The following is a 16,417-nucleotide window of genomic DNA, read 5'->3' on the forward strand; positions in this document are numbered from 1 at the left end:
AGTTATTAAAATTATTGTAGAATATGTAATGTTGTCCCGAAAGTTTAACAGACAATCGCTGGTGGTGTTTAAGGCACCACGAGAGGAAAGTCCGGGCTCCATAGGGCAGGGTGCTGGATAACGTCCAGTCAGCGCGAGTTGAAGGATAGTGCCACAGAAATGGACCGCCGATGGCCGCTTAGCGTGCACAGGCAAGGATGGAACCGAGGTGTAAGAGACCCCGAGGAACGCTGGTGACTTCGTTCCTGGTAAACCCCACTTGGAGCAAGACCTAATGGAACGCACGCTTTCTCTTTCGAGGGAATGCATCCTTAGCCCGAGGCGCGTTCAGGTTGGTCGCTGGAGCCACTCAGTAATGTTTGGCCTAGATAGATGATTGTCGCTTGGAGTGGGAGGGTAGTTCCCGTATATACCACGAATAGCACAGAACCCGGCTTACGGTAAACTTTCACAACTATATACAACACTCATATTTACAACTGATTACTAACGAAATGGCAGTGTCTTACGGTTTAGAGCCGCAAGAACACGGTCATTTTTTTATTTTAGAAATATAAGCAGTAAAGTATAAGTTTTCACTATACGTTGCCTATTTTAGACAAATATACATACACACTGGACAATCGTACAAACGAAATAGGTAAATATTTAATAACCTATATCAAAATCAGGAAAGGAGCTACATCATATGAGCGATAATTGTTTCCAATGTCCACCTGCGGACCCCGTTATATGTGACCCTATTATTGTCTTTGAAGATTATTACTACCCACAAATTGTTCCTATTGTTCATACAGTTAAAGTGGTAAAGAGAAATCATTGTGTTCCTGTGCCGAAGCATATTTATAATTGTATTACTGAGGAACAAGAGGTAAATGTCTCCGGATACACTTCGAAAAAGGCGGTTGCTAAAGTATCTCAATGCTCCAAGAAAAAAACAAAAAAGAAGTAATCATACAAAAACATCAAACAATCCGTCTCTAAATGAGAGATCGGATTGTTTTTTAATAATATTTAGAAAGTATAAACTTGCTGCTAAGAGAGTTTAGCATATTCTCATTAATGAGTTATCTGCTTTTTACGTATAACGGACTGCATCTGGCTTTGTACATGCTGTGGCCAGAATTGTAAGGGGGCTCCTCCATTACCCGCAGCTTGAAGAGCTTTATAAATATCAATCTGTCCATAACCATAATACTTATCGTGACCACTAGTTCCTAAATCTACCACGCTGCTCCGCATAAGGTCCATGACTTCCACATTCGTCAGTTCAGGATTTCGTGAGCGGATTAGACCTGCCAGCGCAGCAACGTGAGGAGTGGCCATGGAAGTTCCAGAGAGGGAAGCATATTGCTTACCCGTGTAGGTACTGGCTATACTTTCGCCTGGTGCGACTACATCCACATAATCTCCATAATTAGAGAAAGAAGCTCGCTGCATGTTGGCATCCGTGGCTGATACGGAGAACACTTCGGGATAAGCAGCAGGATAACCAGGACGTTCTGTATTGTCGTTCCCCGTTGCAGCGATTAATACGATGTCTCTGTCATAAGCATATTTAATAGCATCATGTAGAAATTGCGAATCAGCATAGTTGCCAAGGCTCATATTAATCACTTTGGCTCCATGATCTGCAGCCCATATAATTCCCTCAGACACAGAATAAGTAGTTCCTGCACCTGAATTATCGAGTGCTTTCACAGGCATCACTTTATTGAACCAGCTAATCCCAGCTACGCCTTCATTGTTATTCACAGATGCAGCAATAATACCGGTGACATGCGTTCCATGACCCACATCATCTTTAGGAGGATTTGAAGGGTCGATGACATTATACCCCGGTGCTAGAACTCCCTGTAAATCAGGATGATCTGTTTCAACACCCGTATCCACTACAGCGATAATGACATCTTTGCTACCTTTAGATAAGTCCCACCCTTTGCCTGTCTCGATAGCCGGAAGATTCCACTGATATTTGCTGTAAAGAAGGTCATTGGGTATGTTTGAATTCATCGTTTGGTTTGGTTTATCTTGGAGATCATTGGTTAAGTACAGATAATGGGGCTCCGTATATTCAGGATTATATTTTTTCTTGAAATAAGCATTAAGCTTATGGTAATCCATATCAGAGGAGTGAAAAACATAAGAGTATCCCATTTTTCGAACCCATGTACTTCTGACTTCCTTAGAGATATTAACCATCTCTTTGTTGGTGAGAGGTTCGCGAAAATGGACTACAATTTCATTCTCGTAATAATGGCTCGCCTTTTCATTGTCATGTCCTGTTTTAACTTTAATATCACGTAATGTATCTGTATGTACAGATTCAATGCGGTAATTCCCTTCCTTTGGGTATGGGATTAAACGTAAATTGTTATCCTGATGTTTTTTGACTTCATTTAGGATCTTTAGATTCATTACCGTAACCACGCCTGATAGTCCTTTTGGTGAGGGTTCAGCGATTATAAAATATTGTTCACCATTCACTTCAAAAGTAGGTGACTGATATGATTTTTGTTTACTAATATTATTTTTGGCAATCATTTGATAGTTGGATAATTTTGATTTTTTTTTAGAGATTAAGGACATATGGTTAGTTGTATAAGGATATTGTTTATGATGGGTGAAATCATACCAGGTAATGCTGACTATATGATCATGAGCTTTTAGAAGCTGCTCTACATGCTTCGTTATTTGCTTCGGATTAGCATTGTTTAAGGTGTTTACTAACGTGGACATGTGCCTTTGGGCATCTGATCGGGACAACAAATGGGTGGATGTAATATCTTTTTGTCTAATTTTTAACTTCACCTTATCTTCTTTCTGTGGGGGTAGTGCTTCTGTGGTTGTGGAGAATGAGTTGTTGGAATTACTTATTCTAGGCAATACAATAATCAAGGTTAGGACAGCTATACTAGCTAGTATGCCTAATAAAGTCATTGCTCGGCGGAACATCTCTACACCTCCTAATATGTATAAAAGTTAATGATAGTGTTAGATATTGGGTCCCCTTTTATACTTGGGTATTTATGGGGAATGCCCACCATTCTAAACGAGGATAGAGACATAAAAAGGATACCGCTCTAGAGCAATGTATGATAGGATAGACAAGGAAATTGTTGGTGAAAGTAAGGGGTTATAATTATTATGACCGCTATTGATGAAGGTACAATAAGGGGGAGCTAGCGTTATGTCAGCAGCCAATATTCAAAAATTGTGTGAAGCCACTAGAGAAAAACTAATATCTTCTATTGCAACTTTGGAACCTTTCTTGAATGAGAATGCATTACCAGAACTGACAAATGATCAGCAGGATGAGGAAACGATTCTTTTTTACAAAGGCTTTTTATCTGAGCTTCGTCACTTACTTGTCTTTTCTGAAGTATCCTATGAGAAATTAGGTATAGTTCTTCGCCGAGCTAATTTTGATATCGAATTTGCTGAGAAAGCTTTATATAACGTATATCATCACTGTGTTAACAACTTCTTCTATCCTAAAAATGAAAGCTATTCAGAAGATGGTCGCTATGCGTATACTGGACAAGATGCTATTCGTTTCCGTATGAAACCCGTTCAGGCAGCTCATGATCTTATTATGGATATCACGAAAGTGTATGAAGAACTTAGGGACGATCTTGTATATTACGAAAGTGATTATTTGACGGAGCGTCGGATGCAAGTAAAAAGTAGGGTCTAAAAATAACAATATATAAGCTTAATTTATACTACGGCTGATTTATCCTTTAGAGGATAGATCAGCCGTTTTTTATGCTGTAAGTCATATTTTTGACATCAACTAACAGTTGCGTAGTCGCATAGTCGTTTCATGTAGAGGAGACAATGTAGGAGAGGTGATAATTAATGATTAATGAGCCCAGAACATACGTCAAATGCAGTGTAAGTAACTGTAACTATTGGGGTGAACACAACGTATGTCGTGCAGATCAAATCATGATTGAAATCGACAGTCATGCCAAGATTAATCTGAAGGAAGAGTATGGAAAAGAAGATTTTGTTGATCACAAAGACAAAGCTCAAAGTTCATCGTCAACTTGTTGCCTGACATTTAAACCGAAATCGTCTTAATAACATGATTTCTATTCCAATGAGGGGGTTTTGGGTATGGATGAGCATAAAAAGGATCGTGAAGTAAAACATGATGAGAGCATACACAATGAGGATATCCTTCATAAAAAAGGGAAGAACAGAGTAGATTATCCTAGGCTCAATCATAACCATGAAGAGGAATATGCAGCTGAAGTAGCTCCGCTACCTGTCCGTGGACGTGAGTCTCGTGTTGTAGATGATGCAGTAGATAAAGAGGAATATGCAGCTGAAGTAGCTCCGCTACCTGTTCGTGGACGTGAGTCCCGTTCTGTAGATGATGCAGTAGATGAAGATATAGATGTAGATGGTAAAACAGGCACCATGGCAGGATATATCGGGTTAGCTGTGGGAATTGCCGCATTGTTCATGTGGTCTATAGTTTTGGGTCCTATTGCAGCTGTGACGGGGTTGTATGCTTATTCCCAAGGAAGTAAAACAACAGGAGCATGGTCGATGGGCTTGGGTATCCTCGCAACGATAAGTTATTTTGTTCTTATTCCATTTGCAAGATAAATCGATAATTTAGTTTTTCATACCCCCTAAATCCTCTTCCATTAGAGGCTGGGGGTATTTTTGTCATCTTTCAAACTTTATTTAGAGAAATGTAGCGTATGATACACTCCCATGATAAAATGAATGAATCAGATTATGATGGAAGTTGGGAGATCAATATGCAAATCGACCCTGTGTCTACAAAGCAATATATAGATCAACAAGAAACAGCTACTATACGTAACAAAGAAGAACTACTACAAGAGCTGATTAACTCAGGTGGAGGTTCTAATTTTGATGGTCTGTTACAACAGATTATGACTATGGATCAATTAAATGTACAACAGGCCAGCGATACCGTATTAGCGAAACCACCAGGCGTATCTTGGAGTGATGGGCTATTATGGCAGCAACTTGGGGATGTGTCGGAGGACAAGCCTTTCGTGCAGGGTGAAGTGGTTGTTGATATTAAACGTTCAACTTCATCGTCACCAACATCGTATAATGATTTGATTCAACAGGCTAGTCGTAAATATGGAGTTCCAGAGGATTTGATCAAGGCTGTTATTGATACAGAGTCATCATTCAATCCACAAGTTGTATCTTCAGCAGGAGCTAAAGGGCTTATGCAGTTAATGGATGGAACGGCTGAGGGGCTTGGAGTAAGTAATTCATTTGATCCGGCGGAGAATATCGATGCAGGGACGCGTTACCTTGCTTATCAGTTGAAGCGATTTGATGGACAAGAGAATATGGCGTTAGCTGCTTACAATGCAGGTCCTGGAAGAGTGCAGCGTTTAGGATTATCTAATGATGTAGAGCTGATGAACAATCTTAACTTGCTTCCACAAGAGACAAGAAATTATATTTACAAAGTACAGAATGCTCGTTCTAAATACGAAGTGTAAAGCAGACAAATTATATAGCATTAGACAAGGGATCACACTGGGGATGACGCATGGGAATTGCTTAGAGTTTTTGAATCCTCCCCAATGGTTGATCTTTTTGTGTTGTTCTGAAGGAAAGGGGTGTCATTTAATTGATATACTGGGATCATGCTGCAAGTACGCCACCTTATGAAGATGTTATACGAACCATATCTGAGGTTATGAAGGAGCATTATGGTAATCCTTCTTCTATGCATACGCTGGGGGAGAATGCCGGAAAGTTGATCAAACGTGCACGTGAAGGTTGTGCAAGCACACTCGGGGTTAATCCTATGGAAGTTGTGTTCACTTCAGGAGCTACAGAAGGGAACAACATGGCGATTAAGGGAACTGCTCTTCAGCACATGAAGCGTGGTAAGCATATCATCACTACAGAAATTGAACATGCATCCGTATATGAAAGCTTTCTTCAATTACAACAATGGGGATTTGATGTTACTTTTCTTCCTGTTAATTCAAGCGGGCAAGTGGACCCCATGAAACTTGCATCTGAGATCAGAAAAGATACAACACTTGTCAGCATTATGCATGTCAATAACGAAGTCGGAGCGATTCAACCCATTGAGGCGATTGGCAAGCTAATTAAGCAAAAAAATCGACGTACACTATTTCATGTGGATGGTGTACAGGGTTTTGGTAAATTATCGGTGGATCTTCGCAAATGGGACGTTGATCTATATACGCTTTCCTCTCATAAATTTCGTGGTCCGAAGGGGACAGGGCTATTATATGTTCGAGAAGGAGTTGCATTAACGCCACTTCTAACCGGAGGTTCTCAAGAGTTGGGGATGCGCGCCGGCACGGAGAACATTCCACACATTGTTGCGATGGCTAAAGCGATGAGGATCGCTGGTGAACGGCAGGAGACTTTCACTGTAGGCATCTCTTTATTGCGTAATAGGCTATTACATACGCTTCGGGAGATACCGGGGATCGTACTGAATAGTGACGAGGCTTGCGCACCCCATATTGTGAACTTCTCTTACCCAGGTATGAAGTCGGAAGTGTTCCTGCACGCGCTGGATGAGCTTGATATGCTGGTTTCTACGAAATCGGCATGTTCTTCCAAGCTTACAGAACCCAGTCAAGTGTTACTTTCCATGGGGCGAACTTCCGAAGAGGCTTCAAGTGGAATTCGGATCAGCTTGGGGGATTGTCACACAGAGAATGATGTAGAACAGCTAGAATATGCAATTCGTAGTGTAGTGGAACGGTTACAACCGTTCTTGCAGAGAGGGATGAAGAGATGATGAACTATGACGTGCTATTGCTACGTTTTGGCGAATTTATATTAAAAGGTAAAAATCGTAGAAGATTTGAGAAATCTGTACTTTGCCATGTGGAATCCGTATTAACCCCGTTTCCAAAGGCGAAGCTAAGGAGCGAATTTGGGAGAATCTATGTTCATTTAAACGGAGAGATTGCATCCGAACTCATACCTGTTCTGAGAAAAGTATTCGGGATCGCATCCATTAGTCCAGTTATTGCTTGTGCGTCAAATTTAGAAGAAATATTAACAACATGTCAGGATTTTTTAGAACAGTTGAATATTCAAGAAGATACAACGTTTAAAGTGAATGCTAGAAGAGTCTGGAAAGGGTTTGCACATTCCTCACATGAAATGAATCATCTGGTGGGGTCGTTGCTATTAACAAATTTTCAGAAGCTAAACGTGAGCATGATCAAGCCGACGCTTGAGCTACGTGTAGAAATTAGAGAGAAAGATACGTACATTTTCTGTGAAGTCATATCTGCTGTTGGGGGGTTCCCGCGGGGAAGTAATGGGAAGGCTGTACTATTGCTCTCTGGAGGGATCGACAGTCCAGTAGCTGCATGGTCTTCTATGCGAAGAGGCTTACAAGTAGAATGTGTACATTTCTATAGTTATCCCTTTACAAGCCAGTTGGCCAAAGAAAAGGTTATTGATCTTGCGAGAGTATTATCAGGATATTCAGGTGAAGTTAAGCTTCACTTGGTCCCTTTTACAGATGTGCAAACTTCGTTTACAGGAATAGGTCAGGACAGTCTTATTATTACGCTGATGCGACGTTCGATGTTAAGAATTGCTACAATGATTGCTGAAAGGGAAGGGGCACTTGCGCTATTGACAGGAGAAAGTCTTGGTCAAGTTGCAAGTCAGACACTGTCCAGTATGAATGCAATTGGTAGAGCAACAGATTTACCGCTACTAAGACCACTCGTGATGATGGATAAAAATGAGATCATTGAAATAGCTAAAAATATTGGGACGTATGACCTTTCCATCCAGCCATATGAGGATTGTTGCACGTTATTTGTGCCGGAGTTCCCGAGCACCAACCCGAGTTTACGGATTGTGGAGAGAATTGAAGCTTCACTAACTTCTTTACCTCAATTGCAACAAGAAGCTTTTTCTCGGACGGAGACGATTATCTTATCTCCGAGTAGAGAGGCTAGAACTAAGGAGCAGGCTAACATACAAGAGGATTGGTTTTAAATATGTAACAAGGGTTTTTAAATATACAAAGGGGCTTCTCGTTAGCGAGAAGCCCCTTTGTATTCTATTATGATGCTGTAGATTTTTTTCCTTGATTTGAACGAATTTTCATGAATCCTGCTAGAAGTACCCCTCCGGTAACCAATACAATAAAGAGGATTCGAAGAGCGGTATGATGTTCAAAAAAAGTAGCTAACATCTTTTCCTCTGTCATCATATTTGAGGCAGTATAACCAAGTACGGCTGATCCTAAATAAATAATCCAGGGAAAACGATTGATTAATTTAATAAACAAGGTACTACCCCACACAACAATTGGTACACTAATAAGTAGACCAATAATGACCAATAGGATATTGTGATTCGCTGCTCCAGCAACGGCAATGACGTTATCAAGACCCATAGCTGCATCGGCAATAATAATGGTGCGAACAGCAGTCCATAAAGTCTGACCTGCTTTGACATCTGTGTGGTCGTTGTCATCGGTCATAAGTTTGTAAGCAATCCAGACGAGTAGAATTCCACCTATGAGAAGTAGCCAAGGGATATCTAATAACCAGACTACAATAATCGTTGCGACAATTCTAAGTAGAATGGCTCCAGCTGTGCCATAAAAGATAGCCTTTTTCTGTGTAGATGTTGGAAGATTTCTTGCTGCAAGACCAATGACAATGGCATTGTCTCCAGCTAGAACAAGATCTAGAAATACAATATTAAGTAATGCAGCAAGAAAAGCAAGTACTGATGTCTCCATGATTATGTCACTCCTCAATCTTTGTATACGTTACGTAAGTGTAAACAAAGTGGATTCATTATAGGGTAATTTTTTATTGAACGTCAAGCATAGATCTCCCATTTTCTTCATAGATGTAAAAGGGAGGGGGTTGTACCGTGGAACAAATAGGTGTGCTCTTGGAAATCTTAATGATTAATCTAGTGTTGAGCGGAGATAACGCAGTTGTGATTGCAATGGCAAGTAAAGACTTACCTCCAAAGCAGCGGAGATTAGCTGTATGGTGGGGGTCTATGGGTGCCGTTATCTTGAGATGTGGATTGACTTTTGCGGCTGTGATCATGCTTAAAATTCCCTACGTTCAGGCTCTAGGGGGTATGTTGTTACTCTGGATTGCATTTCAACTTATATTTGAGAATAAGAAAGACGTCAAGTTAGATGGGAACGTATCCTTATGGAAAGCTATTCGTACCATATTAGTTGCAGATTTGGTCATGAGCTTAGATAACGTGCTGGCTATCGCAGGCGTGGCTAACGGTGACTTGTCCTTAATTGTGATTGGAATAGCATTTAGTATTCCGATTGTCGTGTTTGGTAGTAGTATCATTGTGAATTGGTTGCATCGTTATCCTGTCCTAATTTATATCGGAGCCGGAATATTGGCCTATACCGCTGGCGATATGATGTTTCAGGATGTAAGTTTTGGTCACTTTCTTACGTCGATATGGTCTGAACTGCACTTGCTATTACCTATATCTTTAGCGATGATCGTTATGGGAGCTGGAACGTTCAAGAGAATGAAGTCTCTTAAAGTATAGTAGCCATCACTTTCATTTCAGAAACAACAACCATAGTTTTCTCGTTTATTTCATAAATGGATAATACTGACTCCCTATCCGGGAATGTCGTACTTTTTCTGTTTTATTAAAATAAATGATGGAAATATGGTTTTTTTTGCGCTATTCAGATAAACTAAAGAGAGAAAGTTGTCAAAATTTATTTTCGTGATGTGGATAATATCATGAGAAAGAGGGTGTGGTGGAGATGACCTCCAAAAATGATGTGAAGCTTGGATTGTTTATCGTAATTGCAGGATTAGTAATTCTATTGGGTAAGCTTGGCGTGTTCGGATTTCTTGGCCGCACCCTATGGCCGGTTGTCATATTAGTGCTTGGATTGTTACTCCATGCTCTATTCTATGGACGTAGTCTCCAACCGATTCTTCTTATTCCAGCAGGAATCTTGACGGTATGGGGGTTGCTATTCACCATCTGTAACCTATGGGGTTGGCATTTAATGGCGAACTTATGGCCTGCGTTGGTGCTAGGTATTGCGGTAGGATTGTACGAGTATTATTTTTATGAATCTCCGAGGGCCACAGGTATCCTGACTGTATCTGTTTTATTGGGTATACTAACGCTTATCTTGTTCTTCTTTAGTTTATTACATACAGGTGTAATCTATATACTGGCCGTAGCACTTATTGCCTGTGGAGCTTGGCTAATATGGGGGCGTGAGAGAAAAAGTAAGAGTAAATGGAATCGGAGTTGGTAATTATCCATTGATTTACCATGTTTTATTTCAAGAAAAAACTTGATTATTTCATATAAATAATTATAATATAAAGGATATGTTGAAGCGTCGGCATGAACGCCCGGCGCTTCTTTTGTGAGACAGAATAGATGAGTTGAATATGAAAGGATATGGATATTACCCATGCAATCAAGAGACCAGATTCGCAATATTGCGATTATAGCCCACGTTGACCACGGTAAAACGACACTTGTCGATCAACTACTGCAGCAATCGGGGATTTTTCGGGATAACGAAACACTGCAAGAACGCGCAATGGATTCCAATGACTTGGAACGTGAACGCGGCATTACCATATTGGCTAAGAACACAGCTATAACGTATAAAGAATTCACAATCAACATTATGGACACGCCAGGTCACGCTGACTTCGGTGGAGAAGTAGAACGTATCATGAAGATGGTTGACGGTGTATTGCTAGTCGTTGACGCTTATGAAGGTTGTATGCCGCAGACTAAGTTTGTACTGCGTAAAGCTTTGGAATCAAACTTAACACCGATCGTAGTCGTGAACAAAATCGACCGCCCGGCAGCACGCCCATCCGAAGTTATTGATGAAGTGCTTGATTTGTTCATCGAACTTGAAGCGACAGATGAGCAATTGAATTTCCCAGTTGTCTATGCTTCTGCATTGAACGGAACTTCAAGTTTAGATGCTGAGAAACAGGACGAAACGATGCTTGCATTGTATGAGACCATTATTGAAAAAATTCCAGCACCAACCGAGAAAATGGACGAACCTCTTCAATTTCTTGTAACGTTGATGGATTATAACGAATATATGGGCCGGATCGCTATTGGACGTATTAACCGTGGTATTATTCGCCAAGGTCAACCCGTAACAGTTATCATGCGTGATGGCAAAAGTAAAACAGCACGTATTGAGAAGCTTTTCGGCTTCCAAGGTTTGAAACGTATTGAAGTCGAAGAAGCCGGCGCTGGAGATATCGTAGCCATTGCGGGTATTAAAGATATCAACATCGGTGAAACTATTGCAGATCCGAATAATCCAGAAGCATTGCCTGTACTGAAAATTGATGAGCCTACACTACAGATGACTTTTGTTGTAAACAATAGTCCTTTTGCTGGTCGTGAAGGTAAATGGGTTACTTCCCGTAAATTACGTGAACGTCTTTATAAAGAATTAGAAACAGATGTTAGTTTAAGAGTAGATGATACTGAAACACCGGAAGCATTCATCGTTTCAGGTCGCGGTGAACTTCACCTTACGATTCTGATTGAGAACATGCGTCGTGAAGGATTTGAATTACAGGTTTCCAAACCTTCCGTTATCGTTAGAGAAATTGACGGTGTGAAGAGTGAGCCGATTGAACGTCTAATGATCGATGTTCCTGAAGAAAGTATGGGAGCAGTTATGGAGAGTCTTGGTCAACGTAAAGCAGAAATGGCTAACATGATCAATAACGGTTCAGGTAACGTGCGTTTGGAATTCCTTATTCCAGCTCGTGGACTAATCGGTTACCGTACTCAATTCCTTACACTAACTCGTGGATACGGTGTTATGAACCATGCTTTTGATAGCTATGGTCCTGTCGTATCTGGTCAAGTTGGTGGACGTTCGAAAGGTGTATTGGTTTCTAGTGAGAACGGAAGCTCTACATTATACGCTATGATGGGTATTGAAGATCGTGGTACTCTATTCGTAGAACCAGCTACTGAGATTTATGAAGGTATGATTGTTGGTGAGCATACGCGTGATAGTGATATCGTCGTTAACGTATGTAAAGAAAAAGCTGTAAACAACATTCGTTCTGCTAACAAAGAAGAAACAGTGAAAATGAAAACACCAATAATCTTCTCTATGGAACAAGCTTTGGAATACTTGAATGACGATGAATTATGTGAGATTACTCCTAAATCAATTCGTATGCGTAAGAAGATTTTGAATAAGAGTGAACGTGAACGTGCTGAGAAAAACCGCAAAATGGCAAACTCTAACTAATATTTATTAGTTAAGATCAGGTCCATTGATGAAAGGAGTGAACCCTACGTGCAAGTATGGTTTGCATCGCATCCGATTATTGCTTATCTTGTCATCTTTGTATTGATCACCTACGTGTATAACAAAGTATTTCGTGTTCATCAGAAATTACCGTTATTGAAAGAGATCATACTCTATGTATTGATGGCTTTAGGTTCCGGTATGTTGCTTATCTTTCAACATGATAAGCTACCGATCATTCAATGTCTGTTAGTTGCCGTTGGGCTAATGCTTCTAGTGCGTATTCGCTACTTTGTGGAAGGTCGGCAGAAGAAAAAGACAGAAGCCTCCACGAAGGAAAGTTTAGGATCAAGTGAACGATTATAGTGAGCTTCATAATTGTGCGCCCTTGTATTTAGGGCGCTACTTTTTTAATTCCAAAAGAAAAAAGGTGTTAAAGATGAGTCCTAGCAATTCGCAACTGCCACCAAGGGCCAAAGTTGGCAGTAAGCCGCAAAAAAAACTACCGCAGAAGAAAAAAAAGAAAAGTCCTTTTAAAACCTTTTTGAAATTCATGCTTATTGTCATTATCGTGGCTGTGTTAGCGATTGCAGGATATGTGGGTTACTTGTATCTGAAAGCCGATAGTACAGTTCTAGAGACAGGAAATAATAATCCAGTAGCTCCTGAAGCATCAGCAAAAGTAAAGCCTGTGACAATGCTTCTACTAGGTACGGATTACCGTCCAAAGACAGGAACGCATTTAACTGACGTTATGATGATAGCGGCTTTTAATCCTGACACGAAGTCGGCAACCATAGTTTCGATTCCGCGTGATACATTAATTGAATTGAATGGATATACTCAGAGTAAGGCTAATTCTTATTATCCTAAATTCTTGAGCCAAGAGAAGAAATCAGGATTAATAGCTACGGATGAGATGAAAGCGATGTTTAGCAAATATATGGACGTACCTATTGATTATGCTACGGTTATTAATTTCCAAGGCTTCAGTGATGTGGTGGATGCGCTGGACGGTGTGGACGTAAATATAAGCATGGACATGTGTTATATTGATAATGCTGATGGAACGAACATTAATCTCAAAAAAGGGCCTGCTAAGCTTGAGGGTGAAGACGCACTTGGTTATGTAAGATATCGTAAGTCAAGTTCAGGCTGTAAGCCGAGAACCAAAGAATCCGATGACTTTAGTCGTAACCAGCGTCAGAGCGAAGTTCTACACTCATTAATTGATCAGATGCAAACATTAGGTGGCGTGACCAAAATTGGTAAAGTGCTTGATGCCGTAGCTGATAACATGGAGACCGATTTAGAAAAAGATCAGCTGAAAAATGTAATTGCAACCTATTGGAATATATCTAAGGATAATGTGAAGTTTATGCCTGTGACTGGAACATGGCGAAGCCCTTATGTCTATGTTGATAATGAAGAACTGTCTAAAGCTAAACAGTCATTGAAGAATGAGATTGCTGGGAAGTCTGTAGAATCAGTAGATAGCAGTACAGATACAACAAATCCTTAATACTTGGATGCAATTTTTTACCTGTGTTATAATACAATAGAATAGAACGAATTGAACCGTATAGGGGGCTGGTATGATGTCCGAAGCTGTCACACAAATGACTGACAACTTATTATCACAGTTACAATCCGAAACTTTTGTACTCTTAAGCACTGTTGATGCAGAGACCGGAGGACCAACCTCTAGCGCTATTTCGTGGATTTATGCTTTGAATGCTTCCACATTACGTCTCGCGATTGATCATCGTTCACGATTAGTCGAGAATATCAAACGTAATCCGATGGTGACAATTACGGTATTTGGAGAAGGAACAGTACATGCCATTAATGGTAGGGCTATTGTTGCTTGTGACTTATTACCTGATGTTCCATTCAGAATGTGCTGCTTCGACATTAGTATAGAAGCTGTGCGAAACGCCTTGTTTTATGGCGCGCAGCTCTCTGCTGCTCCTCAATACGTCAAAACATATGACCGTCGTGCTTCAGAAAAGTTGGACGGACAAGTATTTTCTGCCATGCAAAAAGCCTAGTGAGTCATCACTAGGCTTTTTTTCATCGATTTTTGTTGGTTGGTGTAGTTAAGTTTTTGGTGGATGGATTATTTTGTTGGGGTTTGACATCCTTAGGTAGCTGTGGAATGATCCGTCCGACAATATCTGCTAGCTCGGAGGAAAATCCTGATATAGGTTGTCCTTTTTTAATGTGATTGCCCAATTGAGCAATTCGGTGAGATAAATCCATATCTGCAGTGACTATGGCGTTCATACCACGTGGATCTTTACGAAGCGCCTCAGCAACCGAATACTTGATTGTTCCTACACGAGAACGACTTAAGTGACCATCTACATCAATACCTACAACAACGGTATTACCCATGACGACACAATGAGCATTACTGACTCCACGTACTCTTTTGGCAATTGTTTCAAGATGTTCTTTTACAGATAGATCTTGCTCTGTTTTGTTGTTAGATTTCACAGATAACTGGTTCGATCGTTGGTTTTGCTGATGGATCGTGTTCGGTGCAGGTTTACTTTGAGGAGAGGGTGATGCGTCCTTCGATGCCGTACCACAGCTAGTCAGCAGAGAGAGCATAAGCATTAAGGTTAAATATGTTCTCATATGACATCCGTCCTTTCACGGAGTTATTTATTTCATACCTTCTTTTTTGTACTAACCTTAGCATGTCCCGGACGGACAAATGTATGTATCCAATATGAACACGCTGTGGAGGGGTTTAGATGAAAAAGATTTATGTATTAGATACTAACGTGCTGCTGCACGATCCGAATTCCATATTTACCTTTGATGAACATGATGTTGTTATACCAGCTGTAGTGCTGGAAGAGATTGATTCGAAGAAAAGAAATGCGGATGAAATTGGTCGTAATGCGCGTACAGTATCAAGGCTACTAGATGGACTCCGAGAACAAGGACACTTGCACAGTGGCGTGAAGCTGGCAAATGGGGGGAGACTCAAGGTCGAGCTGAATCACCGTAGTTTTGTTAAGGTGCAAGAAATGTTCGGTGAGGTATCGAATGATAATCGGATTTTAGCGGTTGGACTTAATTATCAGTTTGAAGAAGATCAGAAATCAGAGCCTTGTCCCGTTGTTATTGTAAGTAAAGATGTGCTGGTACGAATTAAGGCTGATGTTCTGGGTTTAATAACGCAGGATTATCTTACAGATCGTACGGGCAGTCTTAGTGAATTATATAATGGTTACTCTACGATTAGGGTTCACCCCTCAGTCATTGATGAGTTCTATAATTGCCGTTTCTTATCTATTCAATCATTACAGTTATCGTATCCTCTGTATTCGCATGAATTTGTTATTCTTAAAGATGAATTGGGTAGCACGAAGTCTGCTATATTGAAGGTAAATGCTGAGGCTACAAGGCTAGAACCTCTGTATTTATGTAATGAACCTATCTGGGGGCTTAATGCACGAAATGCTCAACAACGGATGGCATTAGAACTGCTATTGAATGATGATATCCCACTGGTGACCATTACAGGTAAGGCCGGGACAGGGAAGACACTGATTGCATTAGCAGCGGGTCTTTCGAAAGTGGAGGATGAACATAAATATAAGAAGCTACTGATTGCACGTCCTGTAGTTCCGATGGGTAAAGATATTGGATATCTACCGGGAGAGAAGGAAGAGAAGCTAAGACCGTGGATGCAACCTATTTACGATAATTTAGAATTTCTGTTCGATACAAAACGGTCCGGGGATATTGATAAAATATTAATGGGACTAGGTAGCATTCAAGTGGAAGCTCTCACGTATATAAGGGGGAGATCTATCCCTTCTCAATTTATTATCATTGATGAAGCGCAGAATCTTTCACGCCATGAAGTCAAGACTATTGTGTCTCGGGCAGGTGAAGGCAGTAAAGTTATCTTGATGGGAGATCCTGAACAAATTGACCATCCTTATCTTGATGCTGCAAGTAATGGGTTAAGCTACATTGTAGAGAAATTTAAGGAAGAACAAATTAGTGGTCATATTACGTTGGAAAAGGGAGAACGTTCCAAATTAGCGCAGTTAGCTGCAGATTTGCTATAACATTATTTCCCGA

General features: G+C 40.5%; 17 protein-coding genes and 1 other RNA gene. 15 read left to right on the forward strand and 3 right to left on the reverse strand.

Going from position 1 to position 16,417, the window contains the following annotated elements:
• Positions 1 to 39: 39 nt before the first annotated feature.
• Both rnpB and UB51_RS03525 read left to right on the forward strand, forming a co-directional pair.
• Positions 40 to 453: RNase P RNA component class A (gene rnpB / locus UB51_RS26695), an RNA gene on the forward strand.
• 235 nt (positions 454 to 688) lie between these two features.
• Positions 689 to 952, forward strand: a complete 264-nt coding sequence (locus tag UB51_RS03525) for a hypothetical protein (RefSeq protein ID WP_044876104.1) — start codon at positions 689 to 691, stop codon at positions 950 to 952.
• 107 nt (positions 953 to 1,059) lie between these two features.
• Here UB51_RS03525 and UB51_RS03530 read toward each other — a convergent pair whose 3' ends face one another.
• Entirely contained in the window at positions 1,060 to 2,955 is a 1,896-nt protein-coding gene (locus UB51_RS03530) for a S8 family peptidase (RefSeq protein ID WP_044876105.1), read from the reverse strand.
• Between the two features lie 235 nt (positions 2,956 to 3,190).
• On the opposite strand from UB51_RS03530, the gene UB51_RS03535 reads away from it, so the two are divergent.
• The 6 genes from UB51_RS03535 to thiI all read left to right on the forward strand — a co-directional run bounded on the left by UB51_RS03535 (position 3,191) and on the right by thiI (position 8,022).
• Complete coding sequence (locus UB51_RS03535; protein ID WP_044876106.1) at positions 3,191 to 3,697, forward strand: YpuI family protein; 507 nt, start codon at positions 3,191 to 3,193, stop codon at positions 3,695 to 3,697.
• Positions 3,698 to 3,861: 164 nt separating this feature from the next.
• Positions 3,862 to 4,086, forward strand: a complete 225-nt coding sequence (locus tag UB51_RS03540; protein WP_044876107.1) for a DUF1540 domain-containing protein — start codon at positions 3,862 to 3,864, stop codon at positions 4,084 to 4,086.
• Between the two features lie 36 nt (positions 4,087 to 4,122).
• Positions 4,123 to 4,620, forward strand: a complete 498-nt coding sequence (locus UB51_RS03545; protein WP_044876108.1) for a hypothetical protein — start codon at positions 4,123 to 4,125, stop codon at positions 4,618 to 4,620.
• Positions 4,621 to 4,778: 158 nt separating this feature from the next.
• Entirely contained in the window at positions 4,779 to 5,507 is a 729-nt protein-coding gene (locus UB51_RS03550) for a lytic transglycosylase domain-containing protein (protein ID WP_044879868.1), read from the forward strand.
• 131 nt (positions 5,508 to 5,638) lie between these two features.
• Complete coding sequence (locus UB51_RS03555) at positions 5,639 to 6,796, forward strand: cysteine desulfurase family protein (protein WP_044876109.1); 1,158 nt, start codon at positions 5,639 to 5,641, stop codon at positions 6,794 to 6,796.
• Positions 6,796 to 8,022: a tRNA uracil 4-sulfurtransferase ThiI gene (gene thiI / locus UB51_RS03560; RefSeq protein ID WP_044879869.1), complete on the forward strand. Its 1,227-nt coding sequence runs from the start codon at positions 6,796 to 6,798 to the stop codon at positions 8,020 to 8,022. The genes UB51_RS03555 and thiI overlap by 1 nt, the downstream gene beginning before the upstream one ends.
• Positions 8,023 to 8,089: 67 nt before the next feature.
• Here the strand turns inward: thiI and UB51_RS03565 are convergent, their stop codons facing one another.
• On the reverse strand, positions 8,090 to 8,776 hold the full coding sequence (locus UB51_RS03565; RefSeq protein WP_199924982.1) for a TerC family protein: 687 nt from the start codon (positions 8,774 to 8,776) through the stop codon (positions 8,090 to 8,092).
• A 137-nt stretch (positions 8,777 to 8,913) separates the two neighbouring features.
• On the opposite strand from UB51_RS03565, the gene UB51_RS03570 reads away from it, so the two are divergent.
• The 6 genes from UB51_RS03570 to UB51_RS03595 all read left to right on the forward strand — a co-directional run bounded on the left by UB51_RS03570 (position 8,914) and on the right by UB51_RS03595 (position 14,361).
• Positions 8,914 to 9,573: a TerC family protein gene (locus tag UB51_RS03570; protein WP_044876111.1), complete on the forward strand. Its 660-nt coding sequence runs from the start codon at positions 8,914 to 8,916 to the stop codon at positions 9,571 to 9,573.
• Between the two features lie 226 nt (positions 9,574 to 9,799).
• Positions 9,800 to 10,309: a hypothetical protein gene (locus tag UB51_RS03575; protein ID WP_044876112.1), complete on the forward strand. Its 510-nt coding sequence runs from the start codon at positions 9,800 to 9,802 to the stop codon at positions 10,307 to 10,309.
• A gap of 162 nt (positions 10,310 to 10,471) precedes the next feature.
• Positions 10,472 to 12,310 (forward strand): translational GTPase TypA, encoded by a 1,839-nt coding sequence (gene typA, locus UB51_RS03580; RefSeq protein WP_044876113.1) that lies wholly within the window; start codon positions 10,472 to 10,474, stop codon positions 12,308 to 12,310.
• A 48-nt stretch (positions 12,311 to 12,358) separates the two neighbouring features.
• On the forward strand, positions 12,359 to 12,676 hold the full coding sequence (locus tag UB51_RS03585; protein ID WP_044876114.1) for a YlaH-like family protein: 318 nt from the start codon (positions 12,359 to 12,361) through the stop codon (positions 12,674 to 12,676).
• Between the two features lie 73 nt (positions 12,677 to 12,749).
• Positions 12,750 to 13,832, forward strand: coding sequence for an LCP family protein (locus UB51_RS03590; RefSeq protein WP_044876115.1), 1,083 nt, complete (start codon positions 12,750 to 12,752; stop codon positions 13,830 to 13,832).
• A 76-nt stretch (positions 13,833 to 13,908) separates the two neighbouring features.
• Entirely contained in the window at positions 13,909 to 14,361 is a 453-nt protein-coding gene (locus UB51_RS03595) for a pyridoxamine 5'-phosphate oxidase family protein (protein ID WP_044876116.1), read from the forward strand.
• Between the two features lie 22 nt (positions 14,362 to 14,383).
• On the opposite strand, the gene UB51_RS03600 is transcribed toward UB51_RS03595, so the two are convergent.
• A complete protein-coding gene (locus UB51_RS03600; RefSeq protein WP_044876117.1) occupies positions 14,384 to 14,953 on the reverse strand; it encodes a YhcN/YlaJ family sporulation lipoprotein in 570 nt (189 codons plus the stop codon).
• 119 nt (positions 14,954 to 15,072) lie between these two features.
• Between UB51_RS03600 and UB51_RS03605 the strand changes: the two genes are divergently transcribed.
• Positions 15,073 to 16,404, forward strand: coding sequence for a PhoH family protein (locus UB51_RS03605; protein WP_044876118.1), 1,332 nt, complete (start codon positions 15,073 to 15,075; stop codon positions 16,402 to 16,404).
• Positions 16,405 to 16,417 lie beyond the last annotated feature (13 nt).

The sequence above is a fragment of the Paenibacillus sp. IHBB 10380 genome, from assembly GCF_000949425.1.
Taxonomy (GTDB): Bacteria; Bacillota; Bacilli; order Paenibacillales; family Paenibacillaceae; genus Paenibacillus_AQ.

Excerpts from the sequence above, each read along its gene's own strand:
- UB51_RS03525 (WP_044876104.1), top strand. The coding sequence starts at position 689 with ATGAGCGATAATTGTTTCCAATGTCCACCTGCGGACCCCGTTATATGT.
- UB51_RS03530 (WP_044876105.1), bottom strand. The coding sequence starts at position 2,955 with ATGTTCCGCCGAGCAATGACTTTATTAGGCATACTAGCTAGTATAGCT.
- UB51_RS03535 (WP_044876106.1), top strand. The coding sequence starts at position 3,191 with ATGTCAGCAGCCAATATTCAAAAATTGTGTGAAGCCACTAGAGAAAAA.
- UB51_RS03540 (WP_044876107.1), top strand. The coding sequence starts at position 3,862 with ATGATTAATGAGCCCAGAACATACGTCAAATGCAGTGTAAGTAACTGT.
- UB51_RS03545 (WP_044876108.1), top strand. The coding sequence starts at position 4,123 with ATGGATGAGCATAAAAAGGATCGTGAAGTAAAACATGATGAGAGCATA.
- UB51_RS03550 (WP_044879868.1), top strand. The coding sequence starts at position 4,779 with ATGCAAATCGACCCTGTGTCTACAAAGCAATATATAGATCAACAAGAA.
- thiI (WP_044879869.1), top strand. The coding sequence starts at position 6,796 with ATGAACTATGACGTGCTATTGCTACGTTTTGGCGAATTTATATTAAAA.
- UB51_RS03565 (WP_199924982.1), bottom strand. The coding sequence starts at position 8,776 with ATGGAGACATCAGTACTTGCTTTTCTTGCTGCATTACTTAATATTGTA.
- UB51_RS03575 (WP_044876112.1), top strand. The coding sequence starts at position 9,800 with ATGACCTCCAAAAATGATGTGAAGCTTGGATTGTTTATCGTAATTGCA.
- typA (WP_044876113.1), top strand. The coding sequence starts at position 10,472 with ATGCAATCAAGAGACCAGATTCGCAATATTGCGATTATAGCCCACGTT.
- UB51_RS03590 (WP_044876115.1), top strand. The coding sequence starts at position 12,750 with ATGAGTCCTAGCAATTCGCAACTGCCACCAAGGGCCAAAGTTGGCAGT.
- UB51_RS03595 (WP_044876116.1), top strand. The coding sequence starts at position 13,909 with ATGTCCGAAGCTGTCACACAAATGACTGACAACTTATTATCACAGTTA.
- UB51_RS03600 (WP_044876117.1), bottom strand. The coding sequence starts at position 14,953 with ATGAGAACATATTTAACCTTAATGCTTATGCTCTCTCTGCTGACTAGC.
- UB51_RS03605 (WP_044876118.1), top strand. The coding sequence starts at position 15,073 with ATGAAAAAGATTTATGTATTAGATACTAACGTGCTGCTGCACGATCCG.